Source organism: Fulvimonas yonginensis (genome assembly GCF_037137055.1).
GTDB lineage: Bacteria > Pseudomonadota > Gammaproteobacteria > Xanthomonadales > Rhodanobacteraceae > Frateuria_A > Frateuria_A yonginensis.
On record NZ_JBBBNY010000003.1, the window covers coordinates 330,442 to 349,802 of the forward strand.

The following is a 19,361-nucleotide window of genomic DNA, read 5'->3' on the forward strand; positions in this document are numbered from 1 at the left end:
CGGGCCCCTGCCCCGGCCTGAACCCCGACACGGGCCCCTGCACCCGCCGCGGGCCCATGGACACTCCCACGTGAAGGCGCGATGCAGGCGGATCGGTCCGTTCCGCACGGTGCCGGCCTGCGAGTGCCCGCCGTCGCACGGAACCACCCTGGTGGGTGCGCGATGCCGGCAGAAAGGTTGGATGGCCGCGTGCGGTCACGCAGCGCCGACCGCGGGAGTGCGCGGTCCTCACCGGCCCGGCGGCACTCCGCGGATGCCGACCGGCACGAACAGCAGGTCGTCGATCGCGCAGATACCGCCGCAGTGGCCGGGGTGGCTCGTCCGCAGGGCCGTTCTCACGCCGGCGGTTGCCACAGTTCGACGCGGGTGCCTTCGGGATCCATGACCCAGCCGAACGCGCCGTATTCGTTCTGCTCGGTGCGCTCGTCGACCTCGACGCCGTCGGTACGCAACTGCTCGAGCAGGCCGGCGAGGTCGTCGACGCGGAAATTGAGCATGTACGGCTGCTCGCTCGGCGCGAAGTACCGGGTGTCGTCGGGGAACGGCGCCCACGCGAGGTAGCCGGGACGGGACGCGTCCTCGTCGAAGCGCGCGCCGCCCCACGCCTCCAGCTCGAGCCCGAGATGGCGCGCGTACCAGGCGGCCAGCGCGGCCGGATCCTTCGACTTGAAGAAGATGCCGCCGAGCCCGATGACCTTGGCCATGCCGTTCTCCCCTCCGCCGCCGTTGGGCGGCGAGTATCGCGCGTTTCCGAGCGACGGTGACGGCCCGGGAGCCCCCTGGCGGCGGCCTATGGCGTCGCCGGCGCCTGGCTGGTCGCCACCAGCCGGCCCTTGGCCAGCACGTGGCCGTGCATGGCGGTCAGCAGGTCGGTGCGCTCGGCGTCATCGGGCAGCGCGAGCGTGCGATCGAGGGCAAACACCTGGAAGTGGTAGCGGTGCGGATCGTCCCCGCGCGGTGGACGCGGGCCGAAGTAGCCGGCCTGACCCCGGCCGTTGAGGCCCTGGCACATGCCCTGGACGGCCTCCGGCCGGGCGGTCTGTGCCACACCTTCGGGCAGCTCGTGCACGCCGGGCGGAATGTTCCAGGCCAGCCAGTGCACGAACGGCCTCGGCTGCGGCGCATCCGGGTCCTCGACCAGCAGCGCGTACGAGCGGGCGCCGTCGACCGGATTCCAGCGCAGCCGCGGCGAGATGCCCCCGCCGTAGGCGGTGTGCCGCGCGGGAATGGCCGTGCCGGCGCAGATCTGCGGCGACGAGACCTCGATCTCGCCCCCAGCCTCTTCGCGTTGGAAGGCGACCGGCGCCAGTGCGCTGTCGGCGCGCCGTGCATGGGGTGACGGCTGCTGCTTCATCACGAAAACCTCGCTTGGTGCCACATGCGCGGTAATGGTCGGACGGTGGCCGTGGCGCGAGGGTGAGCGCCATGGAAAGAATCCGCGGTGGGCCGCGCGACGCTCAGGAGGCGCGCGCCATGTCCGGCAGCGCATCCTCGAAGAACGCCTGCACCTGGGCCAGCTCGCGCGTGCGCGGCATCGGCGGCAGGCTGGCGAGGAACAGGCGACCGTAGCCCTTGCTGGTGAGGCGCGGGTCGCACAGCACCAGCACGCCGCGATCGTGCACGTCGCGGATCAGGCGGCCGGCACCCTGCTTCAGCGCGATGGCGGCGGCCGGCACCTGCCAGCCCATGAACGGGTTGATCCCCGACTGCTCCAGCGCGTCCAGTCGCGCCTGCAGCACCGGGTCGTCGGGCGCGGCGAACGGCAGCTTGTCGATCACCACCACGCTGAGCGCCTCACCGACCACGTCCACACCCTCCCAGAAGCTGGCGGCGCCCAGCAGCACGCCGTGGCCGCTGGCGCGGAACTCCTCCAGCAACTGGTGCCGCGGCGCGCTGCCCTGCACGAACAGCGGCCAGGGCACGCGGTCGGCGAGCAGCTCTGCGGCCCGGCGCAAGGCACGGTGCGAGGTGAACAGCAGGAAGGCGCGGCCATGGGACGCCTCGAGCACGGGCAGCGCCGCCTCGATCACGCACTCGGTGTGGTCGCGGCCGCTCTTGTCGTGCATGTTCGGGTCGGGCAGGCCGGCCGGCAGGTAGCAGAGCGCCTGCCGCGCGTAGTCGAACGGGCTTTCCAGATGGAGCGCCTGCGGATCGTCCAGGCCGAGCTGGCGCGCGAAATGGTCGAAGCTGCCGGCGACCGACAGCGTGGCGGAGGTGTGGATCCAGGCGGCCTGGGTGCGCTCGCGCATGGCGCGCAGCGGCGCGGCCAGGTCCAGCGGCGTGGCGTGCAGGGCGAAGCCGCGCGGAAACAGTTCGTACCAGCGCACGTCCTGTGCCTGCGCGGCCGCGTGCCCGTCGACGATCCGGTCGAGCCGTTCGGCGAGCGCGGCCGCGCGCTCGTGCACGTTGGCCAGTCCGCGCGAACGCTCGGCCTGCGACGCCAGCAGATCGGCGAAGGTCGCGAGCAGGTCGCCCAGCTCCTGCAGGCCCCCGTGCACCGCGGCCAGCGCGTCGAGCTGCTGGAACGGGCCGCGCGCAGGCAAGGGTTCCATCGCCAGGCGCAGGCGACGCAGCGCGTTCTGCAGCGCTTCGGCCGGCTCCAGCAGCAGGCCGATGGCGCCGGTGACGCCGTTGCACTCGCGCAGCGCGTCGCCGGCCAGATCCGAGAGCTGGCGCGCGCTGACGCTCTGCGAGAAGAACTGGCCGGCCAGTTCCGGTACCTGGTGCGCCTCGTCGAGGATGAACGCGCCGGCGCCGGGCAGGATCTCGCCGAAACCTTCCTGCTTGAGCGCGAGGTCGGCGAACAGCAGGTGGTGGTTGACCACCACCAGGTCCGCTTCCTGCGCCTCGCGGCGCGCCTTGACCACGTGGCAGTCGTCGAAGAACGGGCACTCCACGCCCAGGCAGTTCTCCGGCGTGGAGGTGACGCGCGGCCACAGCGGCGATTCCTCCGGCACTTCGGCCAGCTCCATGCGATCGCCGGCACGCGTGCGCGCGGACCAGGCGCGGATGGCGGCGAGCTGCGAGGCCTCCGCGCGCTCGAAGCTCGCGCCCTCGCGCACGGTCTGGTCGAGCCGATACAGGCACAGGTAGTTGGCGCGCCCCTTGAGCAGCGCGGTCTTGAGCCGCGTGCCGAGCACCGCGCGCACCTTCGGCAGGTCGCGGAAGAAGAGCTGGTCCTGCAGTGCCTTGGTACCGGTGGAGACGATCACCCGTTCGCCCGAGAGCAGCGCGGGCACGAGGTAGGCGTAGGTCTTGCCGGTGCCGGTGCCGGCCTCGGCGATCAGCGTCTCGCGCTCGGCGATGGCATGCGCGACGGCGCGCGCCATCGCCTGCTGCGCCCCGCGCGGGGCGAAGTTGGGCAGCTCGCGGGCGAACGGCCCGTCGGCGCCCAGCAGCGCGCCGATGTCGTCAGGATCGGTCATCGGGCAAGTATCGCCGACCCACCCCGTCGACGCACTGGCGAGCCGCGCCGGGCAGGCGCACCATGCCCGCACCTCAACCTGGGGAGCGGCACGATGGGTATCGAACTGAAGATGCTGGTGTGGAGCGTGATCCTGGGGCTGGCGCAGATCACCCTCGCGGCCGTGGCGTTGATAAGCCGGCGCGGGCTCGGCTGGGCCGCCAGCGCGCGCGACGAACCGGGCGCGCCGCTCGGCGGCATCGCGGGCCGGCTGGACCGGGCACGCGGCAACTTCCTGGAGACCTTCGCGCTCTTCGCCGCGCTGGCGCTCGCGGTGGTCGCGCTCGGACGGCAGAGCGCGACGAGCGCGCTCGGCGCCCAGCTCTACTTCTGGGCGAGGCTGGTGTACGTCCCGGTCTACGCCGCGGGCGTTCCCTACCTGCGCACGCTGGTGTGGGCGGTGAGCCTCGCCGGCATCGTGATGCTGCTCACGGCGATGTTCTAGTTGGTCTCCGGACCGGGCGGGCAGGAGCGAGCTTGCTCCTACATTCCCCGGGGCGGCTCGGCCGCGGCGGTGTCAGTAGCGCGGCACGCCTTCCTTGTGACAGTCCTGCACGCCCTTGCGGGCAGCGGCTGCACCGGCTTCGTCGCCGGCCGCCAGACGCATCTCGACCACCGTCTGCCAGTTGCGCGCGCACAGCCGCCCGAGCTGCGGGCCCAGCGACCAGGACTGCCGCGCGAGGCGTTCGGCGGTGGCGTAGTCGTGCAGGCGCACGGCGACCTCGGCGCGATCCTGCAGCAGGTCGGGCGAGTCCGGGCTGAGCTTGAGCGCCTGGTCGAGCCTGGCCGCGGCTTCGGCGTAGCGGCCGGCGCGCTCGTCGGCCTGCGCGGCTTCCTGCAGGGCGGTAACCCCGGGGTCGCGCAGCGGCGCCACGTCGATCACGGATTGCTCGCTCGCGCCCGCGGCGCGGATCGCGGCCACCATGTCGCGTGCAGGCGGCACGGGCCGCTGTTCCTGCGGCGGCGCATTGAAGCAGCCGGCGAGCAGGAGCGTGGCGAACGCGGGCACGGCAAAGGAACGGAGGCGTGAAGCGGCGTGCATCGTGGGATCTCAGGGAAGCGTGGAGGTGGCCGGCGCCGGCGTGCTGCCGTCGCCGCTGAACAGGTTGCCGATCTGCTGCCAGAAGCAGCCCTCGGTGTCCGCCGGCAGCGAGCCGGCGACGACCGGGAACTGGCGGGCACCTTCGCACCCGGGCTGCGTGCGCTTGCCGTCGGTGGGGTTGATCCAGGCCATTTCCAGGCCCTCGCCCGGCGATGCCGACAGCGGCCGGGTGGGCAGCCGGCGGAACAGTTCCTGCCAGGCGCGCAGGCCGCCGGTGGCGCCGAACAGCGTGGTCGGCTTGTTGTCATCGCGGCCCATCCAGAACACCGCCAGGTGCTTGCCGGTGAAGCCGGCGAACCAGCTGTCGCGCATGTCGTTGCTGGTGCCGGTCTTGCCGGCCGCGTTGAGCCAGCTCAGCGACGAGCTGCCCAGGCTGTGCGCGGTGCCGTACTCGGCCACCTGCTGCATCGCCCAGGTCACCAGCCGCACCGCCTGCTGGTACTCGCCCTTGCCGCCCTCGACCTCGTAGCGCTTGATGGTGTGGCCGCTGCCGTCGACCACGCCGCGCACGGCGAGCAGCGGCAGCGCGTGGCCGTCGGAGGCCAGGTACTGGTAGAGCTGCGCGACCTGGAACGGCGACAGGTCCACCGCACCGATCAGCATCGACGGACTGGGGTTGATGTCGGTGAAGCCGAACGATTCCAGGAACGCCTTGACGCGCTGCACGCCGACGGCCAGCCCCAGGTGGATGGTGGCCAGGTTCCACGAGTGCGCCAGCGCGTCGACCATCGGCACCTGGCCGTGCGACTGGTTGTCGTCGTTCTGCGGCATCCAGGTGGTGCCGTTGGGCTGGCGCAGCATGATCGGCGAGTCGTCGAGCAGGGTGGCCAGGTTCCAGCGCGAGGGGTCGGTCAGCGCCACCAGGTAGACGAACGGCTTGACCAGCGAGCCGATCGGCCGGCGCGCGTCGAGTGCGCGGTTGAAGCCGGTGTCGCCCGGCGTCCGGCTGCCGACCACCGCCAGCACGCTGCCGGTGTCGGCGTCGGTGACCACGCCGGCGGCCTGCACCTTCTCGCCGCGCTTGCCCAGGCCCTTGAGCGCGGTGCTCACCGCCTGCTCGGCATACAGCTGCGCGGCCGGGTCGAGCGTGGTGAAGATGGACAGGTTGCCCTTGCTCAGCGTCTCGTCGTCGAAGTCGCTGGTGATCTGCGCGCGCACCAGGTCCATGAAGGCCGGGAAGCGGTTGTGCGGCAGCTGCGCGTTGGGCGCGATGTCCAGCGGCGCCGCCTGCGCCGCGTTGACCTGGTTGGCGTCGAGCAGGCCGGTGTCGTAGAACTCCTTGAGCACCAGGTTGCGCCGTGCCAGCGCCCGCTCGGGGAAACGGCGCGGGTCGTAGTAGCTCGGGCCCTTGACCATGCCCACCAGCAGCGCGATCTCCTGCGGGCGCAGATCCTCCAGCCGCCGGCCGAAGTAGAACTCGGCACCCGCGGCGAAGCCGTGCACGGCCTGGCTGCCCTGCTGGCCGAGGAAGACCTCGTTGATGTAGGCCTCCAGGATGCGGTCCTTGGAGTAGTGCGCCTCGATCAGCAGCGAGAGCAGCGCCTCGTTGAACTTGCGCACCAGGTTCTGGCTGCGGTCCAGGAACAGGTTGCGCACCAGCTGCTGGGTCAGCGTGGAGCCGCCCTGCACGGTGTGGCCGGCGCGCAGGTTGGCGAAGGCGGCGCGCAGGATGGCGGTGAAGTCCAGGCCGATGTGATGCTTGAAGTCGCGGTCCTCGACCGCCTGCAGCCCGGTGACCAGCAGCGGCGGCACGTCGGCCAGGCGCACGATGCGCCGTTCCTCCTGCTGTGCGCCGTACACGGTCGCGATGCGCGCGGGGTCGAGGTGGGCGACCTCGAGCGGCGCGCCACTGCCGGCGTCCACCACCGACTCGACCTGGCCCTGCCCCAGCGTGACGCGGATGCGCTTGGGCAGCTCGCCGCCGTCGGGCCCGGCGTAGCCGCGGGACGAGATCACGTAGCGGCTGCCGCTGTGCGTCCAGGTGCCCGGCACCTTGCCGGCGCCGTCGCGGGTGTAGCCGGCGAAGGTCAGCTCCAGCTCCAGGGCCGCGGGAGACATCGGCACGCCCGGCGCCAGTTCGAGCGGGCGCGCGTAGACGCGCGTGGGCACCGCGAAGACCAGGTCGTTGAAGCGGTCCTGCACGCGCTTGTTGAGGATCAGCGTATACGGCAGCAGAAAGCCCACGCCGAGGCCCAGCGCGACCCAGAACGGGACGCGCAGCCAGCGCCAGCTGCGGCGCGCGAACGCGCCCATGCGAGTGATCATTGCCAAGGTGGAGGGCCTGGATCCAAGGTGGGTCGATGATAGGGCGTGGGACCCGGCGCGCATCTGAACGCGCGCTTGCATGCAGGGCGCGGGGATGGCGGCCGCGGGGCGATTCGCGGGCAGCAGGCCACCCCCTTCACGCCGATCGGGGGCGCCCTACCCGGCCGGCGGACGCCAGCAGTCCGCATCGGGATGGAACGGGCGCGGGTGGACGCCGAGCAGGTCTTCCAGCTCGGCGTTGTCGGCGATCAGATCCGTTTCCAGCCGCGCCAGCGGCCCGCGCAACCGCGGCACCGCATGACGGGCCAGGCGCAGCATCCAGGCCGGCAACGGCAGCGGCAGCGTGGCCACCGGCAGGCTGCGCTGTACGCGCGCGAACATCTCGCTGGCGCGCAGGCGTTCGCCGCCGCCGATCGGCAGCACGCGATGGGCCGGGCGCTCCAGCGCCGCGAGCACGGCCTGCGCGATGTCGTCGGCGTGCACCGGCTGGCGCAGGCCGCGCCCGGCCGGGCGAGGAAACACGCGAAGCCGCATCGCGCGGCGGGCCACCGGGCTGAGACTGCGGTCGCGACCGGCACCGTAGATCAGCGTCGGGCGCAGCACGGTCCAGGCGCAGCCGAGCCTGGCGCAGGCGGCGGCGAGCTCCGCCTCGCCCTGGCGCAGTTCCTCGGCGATGGCGCGCTCCGCAGGCACCACCGAGGCGGCCTTGCTTTCGACGCTCATCGAGCTGGTGGCGACGATGCACGGCCGACCGGCGGGCGTGGCGGCGGCGAGCCACTGCGCGAAGGCGCGCAGCGGCCCGAAGCTGACGATCGCACGGACTTCGGGCACCGCCGGCACCGCGTCGGGCAGGTGACCGGCCAGCCAGGTCAGGCCCGGGGCGCCGACCCGCGGCGTGCGGCTGAGCGCGAGCACCGGTTCGCCACGCGCCTGCAGGCGCGGCAGCAGGAAATGGCCGATCTGGCTGCTGGCGCCGAACACCAACACCGTCATGTGGCGCTCAACCGCCGCTCTGCAGGCGCAGGGTCAGTTCGCGCACGCGCGGCAGGTACGGGGCGAGCCGGCGCGCCTGATCGATCGACCGCGAGGCGTCGGCGCGGTCGCCACGGGCCAGCTGCTGCTCGGCCTGGTCCAGCCAGGCATCGACCAGCCGCTCGCGCAGCACGTTGGCGGAGGCATCGCCGGGCGAGAGGTCGCCGAGCGCGGCGAGCAGCTCGCCGGCCTTGTCGAGATTGCCACCGGCGAGCGCCTGGTTGAACTGCTGCACGACCAGGTTGGGCAGGTCTTCCAGCCCCTCCAGCGCGGCCTGGTTGTTGCCGTCGATGGCGAGCGCGTTGCGGTACAGGTCGTAGGCGCTGTCGCCCGGCGGCAGCATGATGTTGCCCTGCGTGGCGGCCTCGCGGGCACGGTGCACCAGGTCGGCCACCTGCTCGATCTGGTCGGCGGTGAGCGCCGGCGGCGGCGGCGCGGGCTCCTCGACGGGCGGCCGATTCGCCGGCGCCGCCTGCCCGGCCGCGGCCGCGTTGGCCGGCGCAGCCGGTTTGCCCGCGGCGGCGAGAGTGGTGCGCAGGCGCGCACGTGCAGCCGCCAGGTCGGCGGACTTGGGCGCCAGCGTCTCGGCCTGGTCGAGCAGCGTCGCGGCCTGCGTGGTGTCGTCGGCATCGAGCGCCGCATTGGCCTGCACGATCAGCGCCTGCGCCACCTGGCCCAGGCCGGTGCGGGCCTGCGCATTCTCCGGGTCGAGCGCGAGCGCCGCCTTGAAATGCGCCAGTGCGGTGTCCTCGCCCGGCCCCGCGATGCGGCCGGCGCGCAGCGCTTCCTGGCCCTGCGCGAGCGCCTGCACCAGCACGCCGTCATCCTGCTTCTGCGCCTGCGCGAGGGCGGCGCGCAGCGCCGGCAGCTCGCCGTAGCTGGGCAGCAGGGCGGCGAGCTGATCGACGATGCCCGACGCGGCATCGACGTTGCCGCGCGAAAGCGCGTCGCGCGCCTGCGCGGCCAGCGCGGCGCCGACCTGGTCCAGGCCATGCGCCGCGACGGCGTTGCCCGGGTCGGCCGCCAGCACGCGCTGGTAGAGCGCGCCGGCGCCGTCGTCCCCGATCAACCGGCCGGCGGCGAGCGCGCGTTGCGCCTGTTCGATCAGGCCGTCGGCCGGCTGCGCCGCGCCACGGGCCTTCGCGATCAGGCGGTCCAGCCGGTCGACGTCGCTGCCGCCGCCGAGCAGCTCGCGGGCGACGCCCAGGCGCTGCGCGGCCTCGTCCAGGTGCCCGGCCCGATAGGCCTCGTCGGCGCGCGACAGCTCCGCCATGCCGACCTGGTGCAGGCCTTCGCGCGCACGGTCGTTGTCGGGCTCGAGCGCGCGCGCGGCCTGGAACAGTTCGCGTGCGCTGGTGCCGTCGGTGCCGTCGAGGCGGCCGTCGCGCAGGGCGATCTCGGCACGCGTCAGCACGTCGTTGAGTTCGGTGCGCGGCACCAGCTCGCGGATGTGATCCTGGTTCATGCGCAGCAGCATCAGTGCGCCGGCGACCAGCAGCGCGACCACCAGCAGCACCAGGTGGCGGGCGTGGAAGCGGCGGCGGCGCACCGGCACCACCCGCCGCGGCGATTCCAGGTGGACCGGCGGCAGCCGGTCCTCCGGATCGTCGCGCGCCGGAGGCCGGGGCGCGTCCAGGTCGCCCAGGTCGCCGAGCGTGGGCTCGGAGCGCCCGGCGGGGCCCTTGTGATGATCTCTGCGTCCGCTCATGAGAAGGCTGTCCTGGCAACCGACGCAGCTTAGCATCGCCGTCCGCGAACGCCGGTGGCGCGCGGCAGGGCATTCAGCTTGCGCTGACGCGCCGGGCCTCGACCACGTTGGGCAGCGCCACCAGCTTGCCGAGCAGGGTGGAAAGCTGCTCGAAATCGCGCACACGCAGGGTGAAGCGCATCTCCACCTCGCCGGTGCGGCCCTCCAGCCGGCTCGAAGACGCGACGATCTGCGTGCCGACGTTGCTGATCACGTTGGTGACGTCCTTCTGCAGACCCTTGCGGTCGTAGCCGCGCAGCTCGACGTCCACCTGGTAGGACTGCTGCGCCGCCCTGCCCCACTCGACCTCGATAACGCGGTCCGGATCGCGCCGGGCCAGCCGCGCCAGGCTGACGCAGTCGGCGCGGTGCACCGACACGCCGCGGCCCTTGGTGATGAACCCGCGCACCGGATCGCCCGGCAGCGGCTGGCAGCAGCGCGCCAGCACCGTGAGCAGGTTGCCCACGCCCTCGATGCGCAGCGCGCCCTGGTCCGGCCGCACGTGGCGCGCCACCGGCGGCGCCGGCGGCGGCGTGGGTTCGACCGGCTGCGCCGCCTCCTGCAGCACGCGGGCGATCTGGCCGGCGCTGACCTCGCCCAGCGCCAGCGCCACCAGCAGCTCGTCGTGGTTCCTCAGGTGGAAGTGCGCGGGCAGCCGGGACAGGTCCGCCGCGGGCAGCGCCAGGCGCTTGAGCTCGCGCTCCAGCAGCGCGCGGCCCGCGGCCAGGTTGGCCTCGTGCGCGATCCGGCGGAACCACGAACGCGCCTTCTCGCGCGCGCGGCTGGTGTTGAGGTAGCCGTGGTGGGGCGAGAGCCAGTCGCGGCTCGGCTCGGCGTTCTTGGCGGTGATGATCTCGATGCGGTCACCGCTGCGCGGCTGGTGCGTCAGCGGCACGATGCGCCCGTTCACCTTGGCGCCGCGGCAGCGATGGCCGACCTCGGTGTGCACGTAGTAGGCGAAGTCGAGCACGGTGGCGCCGTGCGGCAGGTCGAACACCTCGCCCTTGGGCGTGAGCAGGTAGACGCGGTCCTCGACCAGCTCGGTGCGCAGTTCGGCGGCGATGTCCTCGTCGGCGCGCGGCTCGAGCAGCTGGCGCATCCAGGCGATCTTCGCCTCGAACTCGGCGTCGGCGCCGCCGCCCTCCTTGTAGCGCCAGTGCGCGGCGACGCCCAGCTCGTTGTCGCGGTGCATCGCATGGGTGCGGATCTGCACCTCCAGCGTCTTGCCCTGCGGGCCGATCACCGCGGTGTGCAGCGAGCGGTAGCCGTTGCCCTTGGGACGGGCCAGGTAATCGTCGAACTCGCGCGGCAGGTGCTGCCACAGCGTGTGCACCACGCCGAGCGCGGCGTAGCAGTCGGCCACGGAGTCGACCAGGATGCGTACGGCGCGGATGTCGTACAGATCGGAGAACTCCAGCCCCTTGCGCTGCATCTTCTTCCAGATGGAATAGATGTGCTTGGGCCGGCCGGCGAGGTCGGCCTCGATCCCGGCCGCCTGCAGCGCCGCGCCCAGTTCGGCCATCACCTGCGCGATGAAGGCCTCGCGGTCGGCGCGACGTTCGTCCAGCAGGCGCGCGATGCGCTTGTAGGTGTCCGGCTGCAGGTAGCGGAAGGCCAGATCCTCCAGCTCCCACTTCAGCTGCCAGATGCCCAGCCGGTTGGCCAGCGGTGCGTGGATGTCGCGGGTGAGCCGGGCCAGCGCCGCGCGCTCGGCCTCCGGCAGCGCCACCGCGCCGCGCATGCATGCCAGCTGGCGCGCCAGCAGCACGAACACCACGCGCAGGTCGCGGATGATCGCCAGCAGCAGCCGGCGCAGTCCCTCGGAGGTGCCGGTCTCGCGTTGGGCGTGCAAGGCCCAGACCTTCTGCGCGGCGAGCTGGCCTTCGACCAGCCGCTGCAGCTCCGTCGGCAGGGTCCTGGCGCGCGCGGCCCAGGCGGCGGAGTCGCGCCGGGCCAGCTCGAACCACACCGCCGCGGCCTGGGTCTGAGCATCGCAGCCGAGCATCGCGAGCAGGTCGAGCGTGTCGGCGCACTCGGTCTCGTCCAGCGGCAGGCCCGCGCACGCCTCCACCGCCGCGGCGAGCAGCGGCGACGCAGCTGCGCGCGCCTGCCAGCCGGCGAGACGGGAGCTTGCGGAGCGGGCGGTCTGGACCATGCGTGGCGTCACCTTCGATACGGGCATTCTAGGCCGGCACGCCGCCGGCGGAAGGACGCGCCGCGTCCGCTCAGGCCAGCGCTTCGAGGGCGCGGGCCAGGCGCTTGGCCGAGACCGGCTCGGCGGTCCTGAGTTCCTGCGCGAACAGCGAGACGCGCCACTCCTCGATCAGCCAGCGCAGCTCGTCCAGGGCCGCGTTTCCGGCGGCCTGGTGCTTGAGGTACTCGCGCCAGTACGGCTGCACCTGCAGCATGCGCTGCTGGTCCTTGGCCGGATCCTGGCGCAGGCGTTCGGCGCGCAGGCGCATCGCCTTGAGGTAGCGCGGATAGTGGGCCAGCCGCGCGGTCGGCAGTTCGCGCAGGAAACCGGGCGCGAGCAGCGCGGCGAGCTGCTCGCGCAGGTCGTCGTAGCTGGCGCGGGCGAAGCCGATCAACGGCGGCTCCAGCCACGGCTTGAGCTCCGCCTGCGCCTCGATGATCGGCTCGGCCAGCTTGAGCCGTTCGACGGCGGCGGCGAACAGCTCGCGCGCCAGCGCGGTACGCAGGGCCTCGAACGCCCCGGCCGTGCGCGCGTCCAGGTCGTGCGCGGTAAGCAGGTCCTGGAACCCGCCCTCGACGAGATCCTCGCGCAGGCCTTCCACGCTGCCCAGCGGCGCGTACTTCAGCGACAGCGCGTTGGCGATCGGCAGGCGCCGGCGGGCCTGCTTCAGCTCGCTCGCCAGCGCGTTGCGCAGCAGCCGCTCGACCCCCTTCAGGTGCGCCGCATGCGCCTCGTCGCGGCGCTCGAACACGCGCAGCGCCACCGCCTCGCCCAGGTCGACCAGTGCCGGGAAAGCGGTGAGGCCGCCCTCGGAGCGCACCTGCGGGGGGATCTCCTCGAAGTCCCAGCGGGTGACGTCCTCGCGGGTCAGTTCCACGTCGGTCTTGCGCGAGAACGCCTCGCGCGCCTGGTCCGACCACTGTCGGCGCAGGGCGTCCAGATCGCGGCCGGTGGCCAGCGTGCGGCCGCGCTCGTCGTGCAGGCGGAAACGCATCTTCAGGTGCGGCGGCAGCTCGACCGCCGCGAATTCCGCGACCGGCGGCTCCACCCCGGTGGTGCGCTCGAGGAAGGCGGCGAGCGCCTCCGCCAGCGGCTGGTCGCGCGGCGACTCGGCCTCGGCGAACGCCCTGGCGAAATCGGGCGCCGGCACGAAGTTGCGCCGCAGCGCCTTGGGCAGCCCGCGGATCAGCTCGGCCGCCTTGTCAGGCAGCAGGCCGGGCACCAGCCACTCGCAGCGCGCCGCGGGCAGCGCGTTGAGCATCGCCAGCGGCAACTGCAGGGTGACGCCATCGGCCTCGTCGCCGGGGACGAAACGGTATTCCAGCCGGTAGCGCTGGGGAGGGATGTCCAGCGTGGCGGGAAAGGCCTTGGGATCGAGCCCGCCCGTGCCGACCAGCACGTCGTCGAGCGACCAGCGCAGCGCGGCCTGCTCGGCGGGACGCGCGCGGCCGTACCAGGCATCGAGCGCGCGCGTGCTGGCGATGTCCTCGGGCAGCTTGCCTTCGAAGAACGTGGCCAGTCCCTCCTCGCTGCGCACCAGGCCCTCGCGGCGCTGCTTGGCCTCGATCTCGTGCGCCTGCGCCAGCACGCGCTGGTTGGCGCGCACGAAATCCGCGCGCGCGTCGAGGTCGCCGCGCGCCAGCGCCTCGCGCAGGAAGATCGCGTGGGCGAGCGGCGGATCCTGCGGCTGGAAGGTGACCGGCCGGCGCTCGACCAGGGTCAGCCCGAACAGGCTGACCTGCTCGTAGGCCACCACCGTGCCGCGCCTGCGCGACCAGTGCGGATCGCGGCAACTGGCCTTCACCAGGTGCGCCGCCTGCTGCTCGATCCAGGCCGGCTCCACGCGCGCGCAGCTCATGCCCCACACGCGCCCGCCCACGTCGAGGATCTGCGCGGCGAAGACCCACGCCGGCGGCGCTTTCGCCAGCGCCGAGCCGGGGAAGACCTGGAAGCGGCGCTCGCGGGTGGAGCGGTAGATGCCTTTCTCGTCCTTGTGGCCGACCTGAGTCGGCAGGCCGGCGAGCAGGCTGCGATGGATGGCCTCGTAGAGCTCGGGACGTGCTACTTCGTCGCCCGGGGTCGGGTTCCGGCCCCCTCTCCCTCCGGGTGAGGGGGCTGGGGTGAGGGACCGCGGCCCGCCGCGAAGCGTGCCGGCGCGGGATGCCCGTGCCTCGCTGCGCGACACCGGTCCCTTCGTTGCAGTGGCGGCCTGCTTGCTGCCCTTTCGCGGACCGGCCCCCTCACGCCGGCCCTCTGTCCCCTTCTCGATGGATACGGGCGGAGCGGGCACCGGTCCGTCGAGCTGCCACCCCAGTTCCGCCACCACCAGCAGCAGTTGCCGGTGCAGCTCGCGCCACTCGCGCATGCGCAGGAACGACAGGAAATGCCGCCCGCACCAGTCGCGCAGCTTCGACTGGGTGAGCTCCTGGTGCGCCTCGTTGTACGCGCGCCAGAGGTTCAGCACGCCGAGGAAATCGGACTTCGGATCGGCGAAGGCGGCGTGCGCGGCATCCGCCTGCTGGCGCGCGTCGGCGGGCCGCTCGCGCGGATCCTGGATCGACAGGAAGGCCACGATCACCAGCAGCTCGCGCAGCGCGTGGCGCTGCTGCGCCTCCACCAGCATGCGCGCCAGTTGCACGTCGATCGGCAGGCGCGCCAACTGGCGGCCGATCGCGGTGAGCTGGCGCCTCTCGTCGATGGCGGAGATCTCCGCCAGGCGGCGGTAGCCGTCGGCGACCATGCGCGGGTCGGGCGCCTCCAGGAACGGGAAGTCCTCCACCTCGCCCAGCTTCAGCGCGAGCATGCGCAGGATCACGTTGGCCAGCGAGGAGCGCAGCAACTCCGGGTCGGTGTAGCGCGGGCGGCTCTCGAAATCGGCCTCGTCGTAGAGGCGGTAGCAGACGCCCGGCCCGATGCGGCCGCAGCGGCCCTTGCGCTGGTCGGCGGCGGCCTGCGACACCGGCTCCACGTGCAGCCGCTCGAGCTGGCTGCGCTGGCTGTAGCGCATCACCCGCGCGCTGCCGGTGTCGACCACGTAACGGATGCGCGGCACCGTCAGCGAGGTTTCCGCCACGTTGGTGGCGAGCACGATGCGCCGCCTGGGGCCGGGCCTGAACACACGGTCCTGATCGGCGGCGGAGAGCCGCGCGTACAGCGGCAGCACTTCGGTCTCGCGGTACTGGCGGCGCGAGAGCAGCAGGTGCGCGTCGCGGATCTCGCGCTCGCCGGGCAGGAACACCAGCACGTCGCCGGGCCCGCCGCCGAGGCTGCGATCGCCCATGATCTCGTCGATCGCCAGCGCGACGTGCTCGGCGCTGCCCTGCGTCACGTCGCGCCCGCGTTCGCCCCCCAGCGCGTCGGCCGGCCGCCAGCGCACCTCCACCGGGTAGGCGCGACCCTCCACCGATACCACCGGCGCGTCGCCGAAATGCGCGGCGAAGCGCGCCGTGTCGATGGTCGCCGAGGTGACGATGATCTTCAGCTCCGGCCGCTTCTGGGCGAGGCGCTTGAGGTAGCCGAGCAGGAAGTCGATGTTGAGGCTGCGCTCGTGCGCCTCGTCGATGATGATCGTGTCGTAGGCCGACAGCCACGGGTCGCCCTGCGTCTCGGCCAGCAGGATGCCGTCGGTCATGAACTTGACCAGCGTGCGCTCGGACACCTGGTCGGTGAAGCGCACCTGGAAGCCGACCTGCTCGCCCAGCGGCGTGCCCAGTTCCTCCGCCACGCGCCGCGCCACCGAGCGCGCAGCCAGGCGGCGCGGCTGGGTACAGCCGATCATCCCCGCCTCGCCGCGCCCGGCGGCCAGGCACAGCTTGGGCAACTGGGTGGTCTTGCCCGAGCCGGTCTCGCCGGCGACCACCACGACCTGGTGGGCACGGATCAGCCCGACGATCTCGTCGGCCCGCGCACTGATCGGCAGCGACTCGTCCAGCCGGATCGCAGGCTTGGCCTCGGCGCGCGCCTGCCGTCGCGCCGCCGAGGCCGCGATGTCCGCCGCCAGCGCCTCGAGCTTGCGCGCGTCCGGCTGCCGCGACAGTCCGCGCCAGCGTCCCAGCAGGCGGCCGTAGTCGCGGCTGGACACGCCGGCCAGCGCCTCGCGCAAGTCGCGCAGGCGGGCTTCGGGCGGGGTGGCGGGCGCGGTGTCGTTCATGGGGACCGCACATGATAGCCGCAGGCTATGGGCCCCATCGGAACGATTCATTTCCGCCTGGCGGCTCGAGCCGATACCTTGGCCCGGTACCCACGACGGAGGGATCTCCCATGGCCGACATCGGCATCGCCCTGCAGGACCGCCAGACCATTGCCGAGCAGCTTTCCAAGCTGCTGGCGGATACCTATTCGCTGTACCTGAAGACCCACAGCTTCCACTGGAACGTCACCGGCCCGCAGTTCAACAGCCTGCACGCCATGTTCGAGACCCAGTACAACGCGCTGTGGCTCGCGGCCGACGAGATTGCCGAACGCATCCGCACCCTGGACGTGTTCGCGCCGGGCTCCTACAGCCAGTTCGCCAGGCTCACCTCGATCAGGGAGGAGCCCGGCGTGCCGGACTGGAAGGAGATGGTGGGCCAGCTGGTCGAGGGCCACGAGATCGCGGCCCACACCGCCCGCGGCGCCATCAGGGTGGCCCAGGACGGCGGCGACGAAGGCACCGCCGACATGCTCACCGGCCGGCTGAAGGAACACGAGAAGACCGCGTGGATGCTTCGCTCGCTGCTCAAGTAGACCGATCCCACGGCAGGAGCGAGCTTGCTCGCGGTGCGCCTGGCGCTGATCCGCCGAGCGAAAGGCATCGCGAGCAAGCTCGCTCCTACGCCTGCCTACCCTGCCGCCGCCCCCGCCTGACCTCGCGCTGACCAACCCGAGGTGGCCTTTATTGAGCCATCCCAGCCGGATCGTTAAGCTCCGCGGGCTTGATTGGCCTCACATGGAGGCGTCCGACGGGGAACGTTTTTGAGCGCCACAGCAGCCACGAACGACAGCCGGCACCCGCTGCTTGCGGCCATCCTGCTCGCGTTGCTGGTGGCGGCGCTCAACATCGGCCTGTGGTGGTGGGGCAACCGGCCGCACGGCCCGGAGGACTGGCACGGGCCGATCGCCGGCTATTCGGTGTCGGTGTTCCAGCGCTACCAGAACCCGCTCAAGCAGGACTTTCCCAGCGACGAGGAGATCGACGCGGACCTCAAACTCCTGCGTCGCTACACCCCGCGCATCCGCACCTATTCGACGCTCGAGAACCCGCAGGTCTACCGCCTGGCCGAGAAGGAAGGGCTGAAGGTGATGGCCGGCGCGAACATCGACACGCGCCTGGAGAACAACGAGAAGGAGCTGGAGGCGCTGATCGCGCTGGCGCGCCGTTATCCCGAAACCATCAACCGGGTGATCGTCGGCAACGAGGTGCTGTTCCGCGGCGACCTGACCGTGGAGCAGATGGAGGCCTACCTCGACCGCGCCCGCGCCGCGATCCGCCAGCCGGTCTCCATCGCCGAGCCGGACTACATCTGGATCAAGTACCCCGAGCTCGCGCGGCACGTCGACTTCATCACCATCCATCTGTTCCCGTTCTGGAACGGCATCGCGCGCAAGGATGCGGTGGACGCGGCGCTGGGCGCCTACGACAACATCCGCCACATGTATCCGGACAAGCCGGTGGTGGTCGGCGAGATCGGCTGGCCCTCCAACGGTGACCGGCACGAGTATGCCGATCCCTCGATCTCCAACGAGGCGATCTTCATTCGCGACTGGCTGAATGCGGCCAAGGCCCGCAACATCGACTACTACCTGCTCGAAGCCTTCGACCAGCCGTGGAAGGAGAACCTGGGCGAGGGCCGCACCGGCGCCTACTGGGGCACCTTCAACGCCGACCGCCAGCTGAAGTTCCCGTTCACCGGCCCGGTCACCGAGGACACCGCCTGGCCGTGGAAGGCGCTGGCAGCCAGCCTGCTGGCGCTGGTCCCGATGATCTGGTTCGCGCGCAAGTTCAAGCGCTTCAGGCTGATGGGCCGGCTGTTCTTCTGCCTGCTGATCCAGCTCGCCTGCGGCCTGATCGTGTGGTCGGCCACCCTGCCTTTCAACTTCTACCTGAGCTGGATCGACTGGACCATGCTGGTCCTGCTGTTCCCGGCGCAGATCGCGATCCTCGCGATCCTGCTGATCAACGGCTTCGAGTTCACCGAGGTGCTGTGGCGCCGCCGCTGGCAGCGCGAAGCGCAGCCGCTCAGGCCCGACCGTCCGGAGAAGCAGCCGTTCGTCTCCATCCACCTGGCCTGCTACAACGAGCCGCCGGAAATGGTGATCGCCACGCTCGACTCGCTGGCGGCGCTGGACTACGAGAATTTCGAAGTCCTGGTGATCGACAACAACACCAGGAACCCGGAGGTGTGGAAGCCGGTCGAGGCCTACTGCGAGCAGCTGGGCAAGCGTTTCCGCTTCTTCCACCTGGAGCCGTGGCCGGGCTTCAAGGCCGGCGCGCTCAACTTCGGGCTGAAGGAGACCGATCCGCGCGCCGAGGTGGTGGCCGTGATCGACGCCGACTACGTGGTGCGGCCGGACTGGCTCGCCACGCTCACCGGCTACTTCCACGACCCGAAGGTGGCGGTGGTGCAGTGCCCGCAGGCGCACCGCGACTTCGAGCACAACCGCTTCCGCCGCATGACCGCGTGGGAATTCGACGGCTTCTTCCGCATCGGCATGCACCACCGCAACGAGCGCAACGCAATCATCCAGCACGGCACCATGACCATGGTCCGCCGCTCGGCACTGGAGGGCACCGGCGGCTGGTCGGAGTGGACCATCTGCGAGGACGCCGAGCTCGGCCTGCGCCTCATGCATGCCGGCTACGAGCTGGTCTACGTCGACGAGCTGATGGGCAAGGGCCTCACGCCCGCCGATTTCAAGGCCTACAAGAGCCAGCGCTACCGCTGGGCGTTCGGCGCCATGCAGATCCTCAAGGGCCGCTGGGACTGGATGACGAAGAAGGGCCCGCTCTCGCTGGGCCAGCGCTTCCACTTCCTCACCGGCTGGTTCAGCTGGTTCGCGGACGCGCTGCATCTGGTGTTTACCCTGATGGCGATCTACTGGACCGCCGGCATGGTCGCCTTCCCGCACCTGTTCAGCCTGCCGATGCAGCTGTTCCTGATCCCGGTGATCGGCTTCTTCTTCGCCAAGGCGATCTTCGGCATCGTGCTCTACCGCGCACGCGTGCCCTGCGGCTGGTACGACACGCTGATGGCCTCGCTGGCCAGCATGGGCCTGTCGCACGCGATCGCCCGCGGCATCCTGCACGGCCTGACCCAGGAGAAGACCTCCTTCGTGGTGACCGCCAAGAGCCGGCGCCTGGGCGGTTCCAACTTCGCCGCGTTCGCACCGGTGCGCGAGGAGGTGCTGATGGCCTGCGCACTGACGCTGTGCATCGTCGGCATGGCGCTGTCCTTCGGCACCCGCTACGTGGAGGGCACGCTGTGGATGGTGATCCTGGCCGCGCAGTCGATCCCCTACTTCTCGGCCATGGCCGGCGCCTGGATCGCCCACAAGGCGGGGGACAAGGCGGGCTGAGCGG

12 protein-coding genes are annotated in these 19,361 nt (G+C 71.8%); 3 read left to right on the forward strand and 9 right to left on the reverse strand.

What is annotated here, in order from left to right; translation table 11 throughout:
• Positions 1 to 335: 335 nt before the first annotated feature.
• The 3 genes from WAT24_RS07430 to yoaA form a co-directional block, all read right to left on the reverse strand.
• A complete protein-coding gene (locus WAT24_RS07430) occupies positions 336 to 704 on the reverse strand; it encodes a VOC family protein (RefSeq protein ID WP_336807196.1) in 369 nt (122 codons plus the stop codon).
• 86 nt (positions 705 to 790) lie between these two features.
• A complete protein-coding gene (locus WAT24_RS07435) occupies positions 791 to 1,354 on the reverse strand; it encodes a YbhB/YbcL family Raf kinase inhibitor-like protein (RefSeq protein WP_336807197.1) in 564 nt (187 codons plus the stop codon).
• 103 nt (positions 1,355 to 1,457) lie between these two features.
• A complete protein-coding gene (yoaA, locus tag WAT24_RS07440; RefSeq protein ID WP_336807198.1) occupies positions 1,458 to 3,425 on the reverse strand; it encodes a DNA repair helicase YoaA in 1,968 nt (655 codons plus the stop codon).
• Positions 3,426 to 3,518: 93 nt separating this feature from the next.
• Here yoaA and WAT24_RS07445 point away from each other — a divergent pair, with 93 nt between their 5' ends.
• Positions 3,519 to 3,908: an MAPEG family protein gene (locus WAT24_RS07445; protein ID WP_336807199.1), complete on the forward strand. Its 390-nt coding sequence runs from the start codon at positions 3,519 to 3,521 to the stop codon at positions 3,906 to 3,908.
• 72 nt (positions 3,909 to 3,980) lie between these two features.
• Here the strand turns inward: WAT24_RS07445 and WAT24_RS07450 are convergent, their stop codons facing one another.
• From WAT24_RS07450 to hrpA, 6 genes are all read right to left on the reverse strand, one after another.
• Positions 3,981 to 4,505, reverse strand: coding sequence for a tetratricopeptide repeat protein (locus WAT24_RS07450; RefSeq protein WP_336807200.1), 525 nt, complete (start codon positions 4,503 to 4,505; stop codon positions 3,981 to 3,983).
• A 9-nt stretch (positions 4,506 to 4,514) separates the two neighbouring features.
• A complete protein-coding gene (mrcB, locus tag WAT24_RS07455) occupies positions 4,515 to 6,818 on the reverse strand; it encodes a penicillin-binding protein 1B (protein ID WP_425605264.1) in 2,304 nt (767 codons plus the stop codon).
• A gap of 168 nt (positions 6,819 to 6,986) precedes the next feature.
• Positions 6,987 to 7,823 (reverse strand): SDR family oxidoreductase, encoded by an 837-nt coding sequence (locus WAT24_RS07460; protein WP_336807202.1) that lies wholly within the window; start codon positions 7,821 to 7,823, stop codon positions 6,987 to 6,989.
• A gap of 7 nt (positions 7,824 to 7,830) precedes the next feature.
• Complete coding sequence (locus WAT24_RS07465; protein WP_336807204.1) at positions 7,831 to 9,570, reverse strand: tetratricopeptide repeat protein; 1,740 nt, start codon at positions 9,568 to 9,570, stop codon at positions 7,831 to 7,833.
• A 73-nt stretch (positions 9,571 to 9,643) separates the two neighbouring features.
• Complete coding sequence (locus WAT24_RS07470) at positions 9,644 to 11,764, reverse strand: bifunctional (p)ppGpp synthetase/guanosine-3',5'-bis(diphosphate) 3'-pyrophosphohydrolase (protein WP_336807205.1); 2,121 nt, start codon at positions 11,762 to 11,764, stop codon at positions 9,644 to 9,646.
• 70 nt (positions 11,765 to 11,834) lie between these two features.
• Positions 11,835 to 15,953, reverse strand: coding sequence for an ATP-dependent RNA helicase HrpA (hrpA, locus tag WAT24_RS07475; RefSeq protein ID WP_336807206.1), 4,119 nt, complete (start codon positions 15,951 to 15,953; stop codon positions 11,835 to 11,837).
• 110 nt (positions 15,954 to 16,063) lie between these two features.
• Between hrpA and WAT24_RS07480 the strand changes: the two genes are divergently transcribed.
• Positions 16,064 to 16,528, forward strand: a complete 465-nt coding sequence (locus WAT24_RS07480) for a Dps family protein (protein WP_336807207.1) — start codon at positions 16,064 to 16,066, stop codon at positions 16,526 to 16,528.
• A 228-nt stretch (positions 16,529 to 16,756) separates the two neighbouring features.
• Complete coding sequence (locus tag WAT24_RS07485; protein WP_336807208.1) at positions 16,757 to 19,357, forward strand: glycosyltransferase family 2 protein; 2,601 nt, start codon at positions 16,757 to 16,759, stop codon at positions 19,355 to 19,357.
• The last annotated feature ends 4 nt before the right edge of the window (positions 19,358 to 19,361 follow it).

Excerpts from the sequence above, each read along its gene's own strand:
- WAT24_RS07430 (WP_336807196.1), bottom strand. The coding sequence starts at position 704 with ATGGCCAAGGTCATCGGGCTCGGCGGCATCTTCTTCAAGTCGAAGGAT.
- WAT24_RS07435 (WP_336807197.1), bottom strand. The coding sequence starts at position 1,354 with ATGAAGCAGCAGCCGTCACCCCATGCACGGCGCGCCGACAGCGCACTG.
- yoaA (WP_336807198.1), bottom strand. The coding sequence starts at position 3,425 with ATGACCGATCCTGACGACATCGGCGCGCTGCTGGGCGCCGACGGGCCG.
- WAT24_RS07445 (WP_336807199.1), top strand. The coding sequence starts at position 3,519 with ATGGGTATCGAACTGAAGATGCTGGTGTGGAGCGTGATCCTGGGGCTG.
- WAT24_RS07450 (WP_336807200.1), bottom strand. The coding sequence starts at position 4,505 with ATGCACGCCGCTTCACGCCTCCGTTCCTTTGCCGTGCCCGCGTTCGCC.
- mrcB (WP_425605264.1), bottom strand. The coding sequence starts at position 6,818 with ATGGGCGCGTTCGCGCGCCGCAGCTGGCGCTGGCTGCGCGTCCCGTTC.
- WAT24_RS07460 (WP_336807202.1), bottom strand. The coding sequence starts at position 7,823 with ATGACGGTGTTGGTGTTCGGCGCCAGCAGCCAGATCGGCCATTTCCTG.
- WAT24_RS07465 (WP_336807204.1), bottom strand. The coding sequence starts at position 9,570 with ATGAGCGGACGCAGAGATCATCACAAGGGCCCCGCCGGGCGCTCCGAG.
- WAT24_RS07470 (WP_336807205.1), bottom strand. The coding sequence starts at position 11,764 with ATGGTCCAGACCGCCCGCTCCGCAAGCTCCCGTCTCGCCGGCTGGCAG.
- hrpA (WP_336807206.1), bottom strand. The coding sequence starts at position 15,953 with ATGAACGACACCGCGCCCGCCACCCCGCCCGAAGCCCGCCTGCGCGAC.
- WAT24_RS07480 (WP_336807207.1), top strand. The coding sequence starts at position 16,064 with ATGGCCGACATCGGCATCGCCCTGCAGGACCGCCAGACCATTGCCGAG.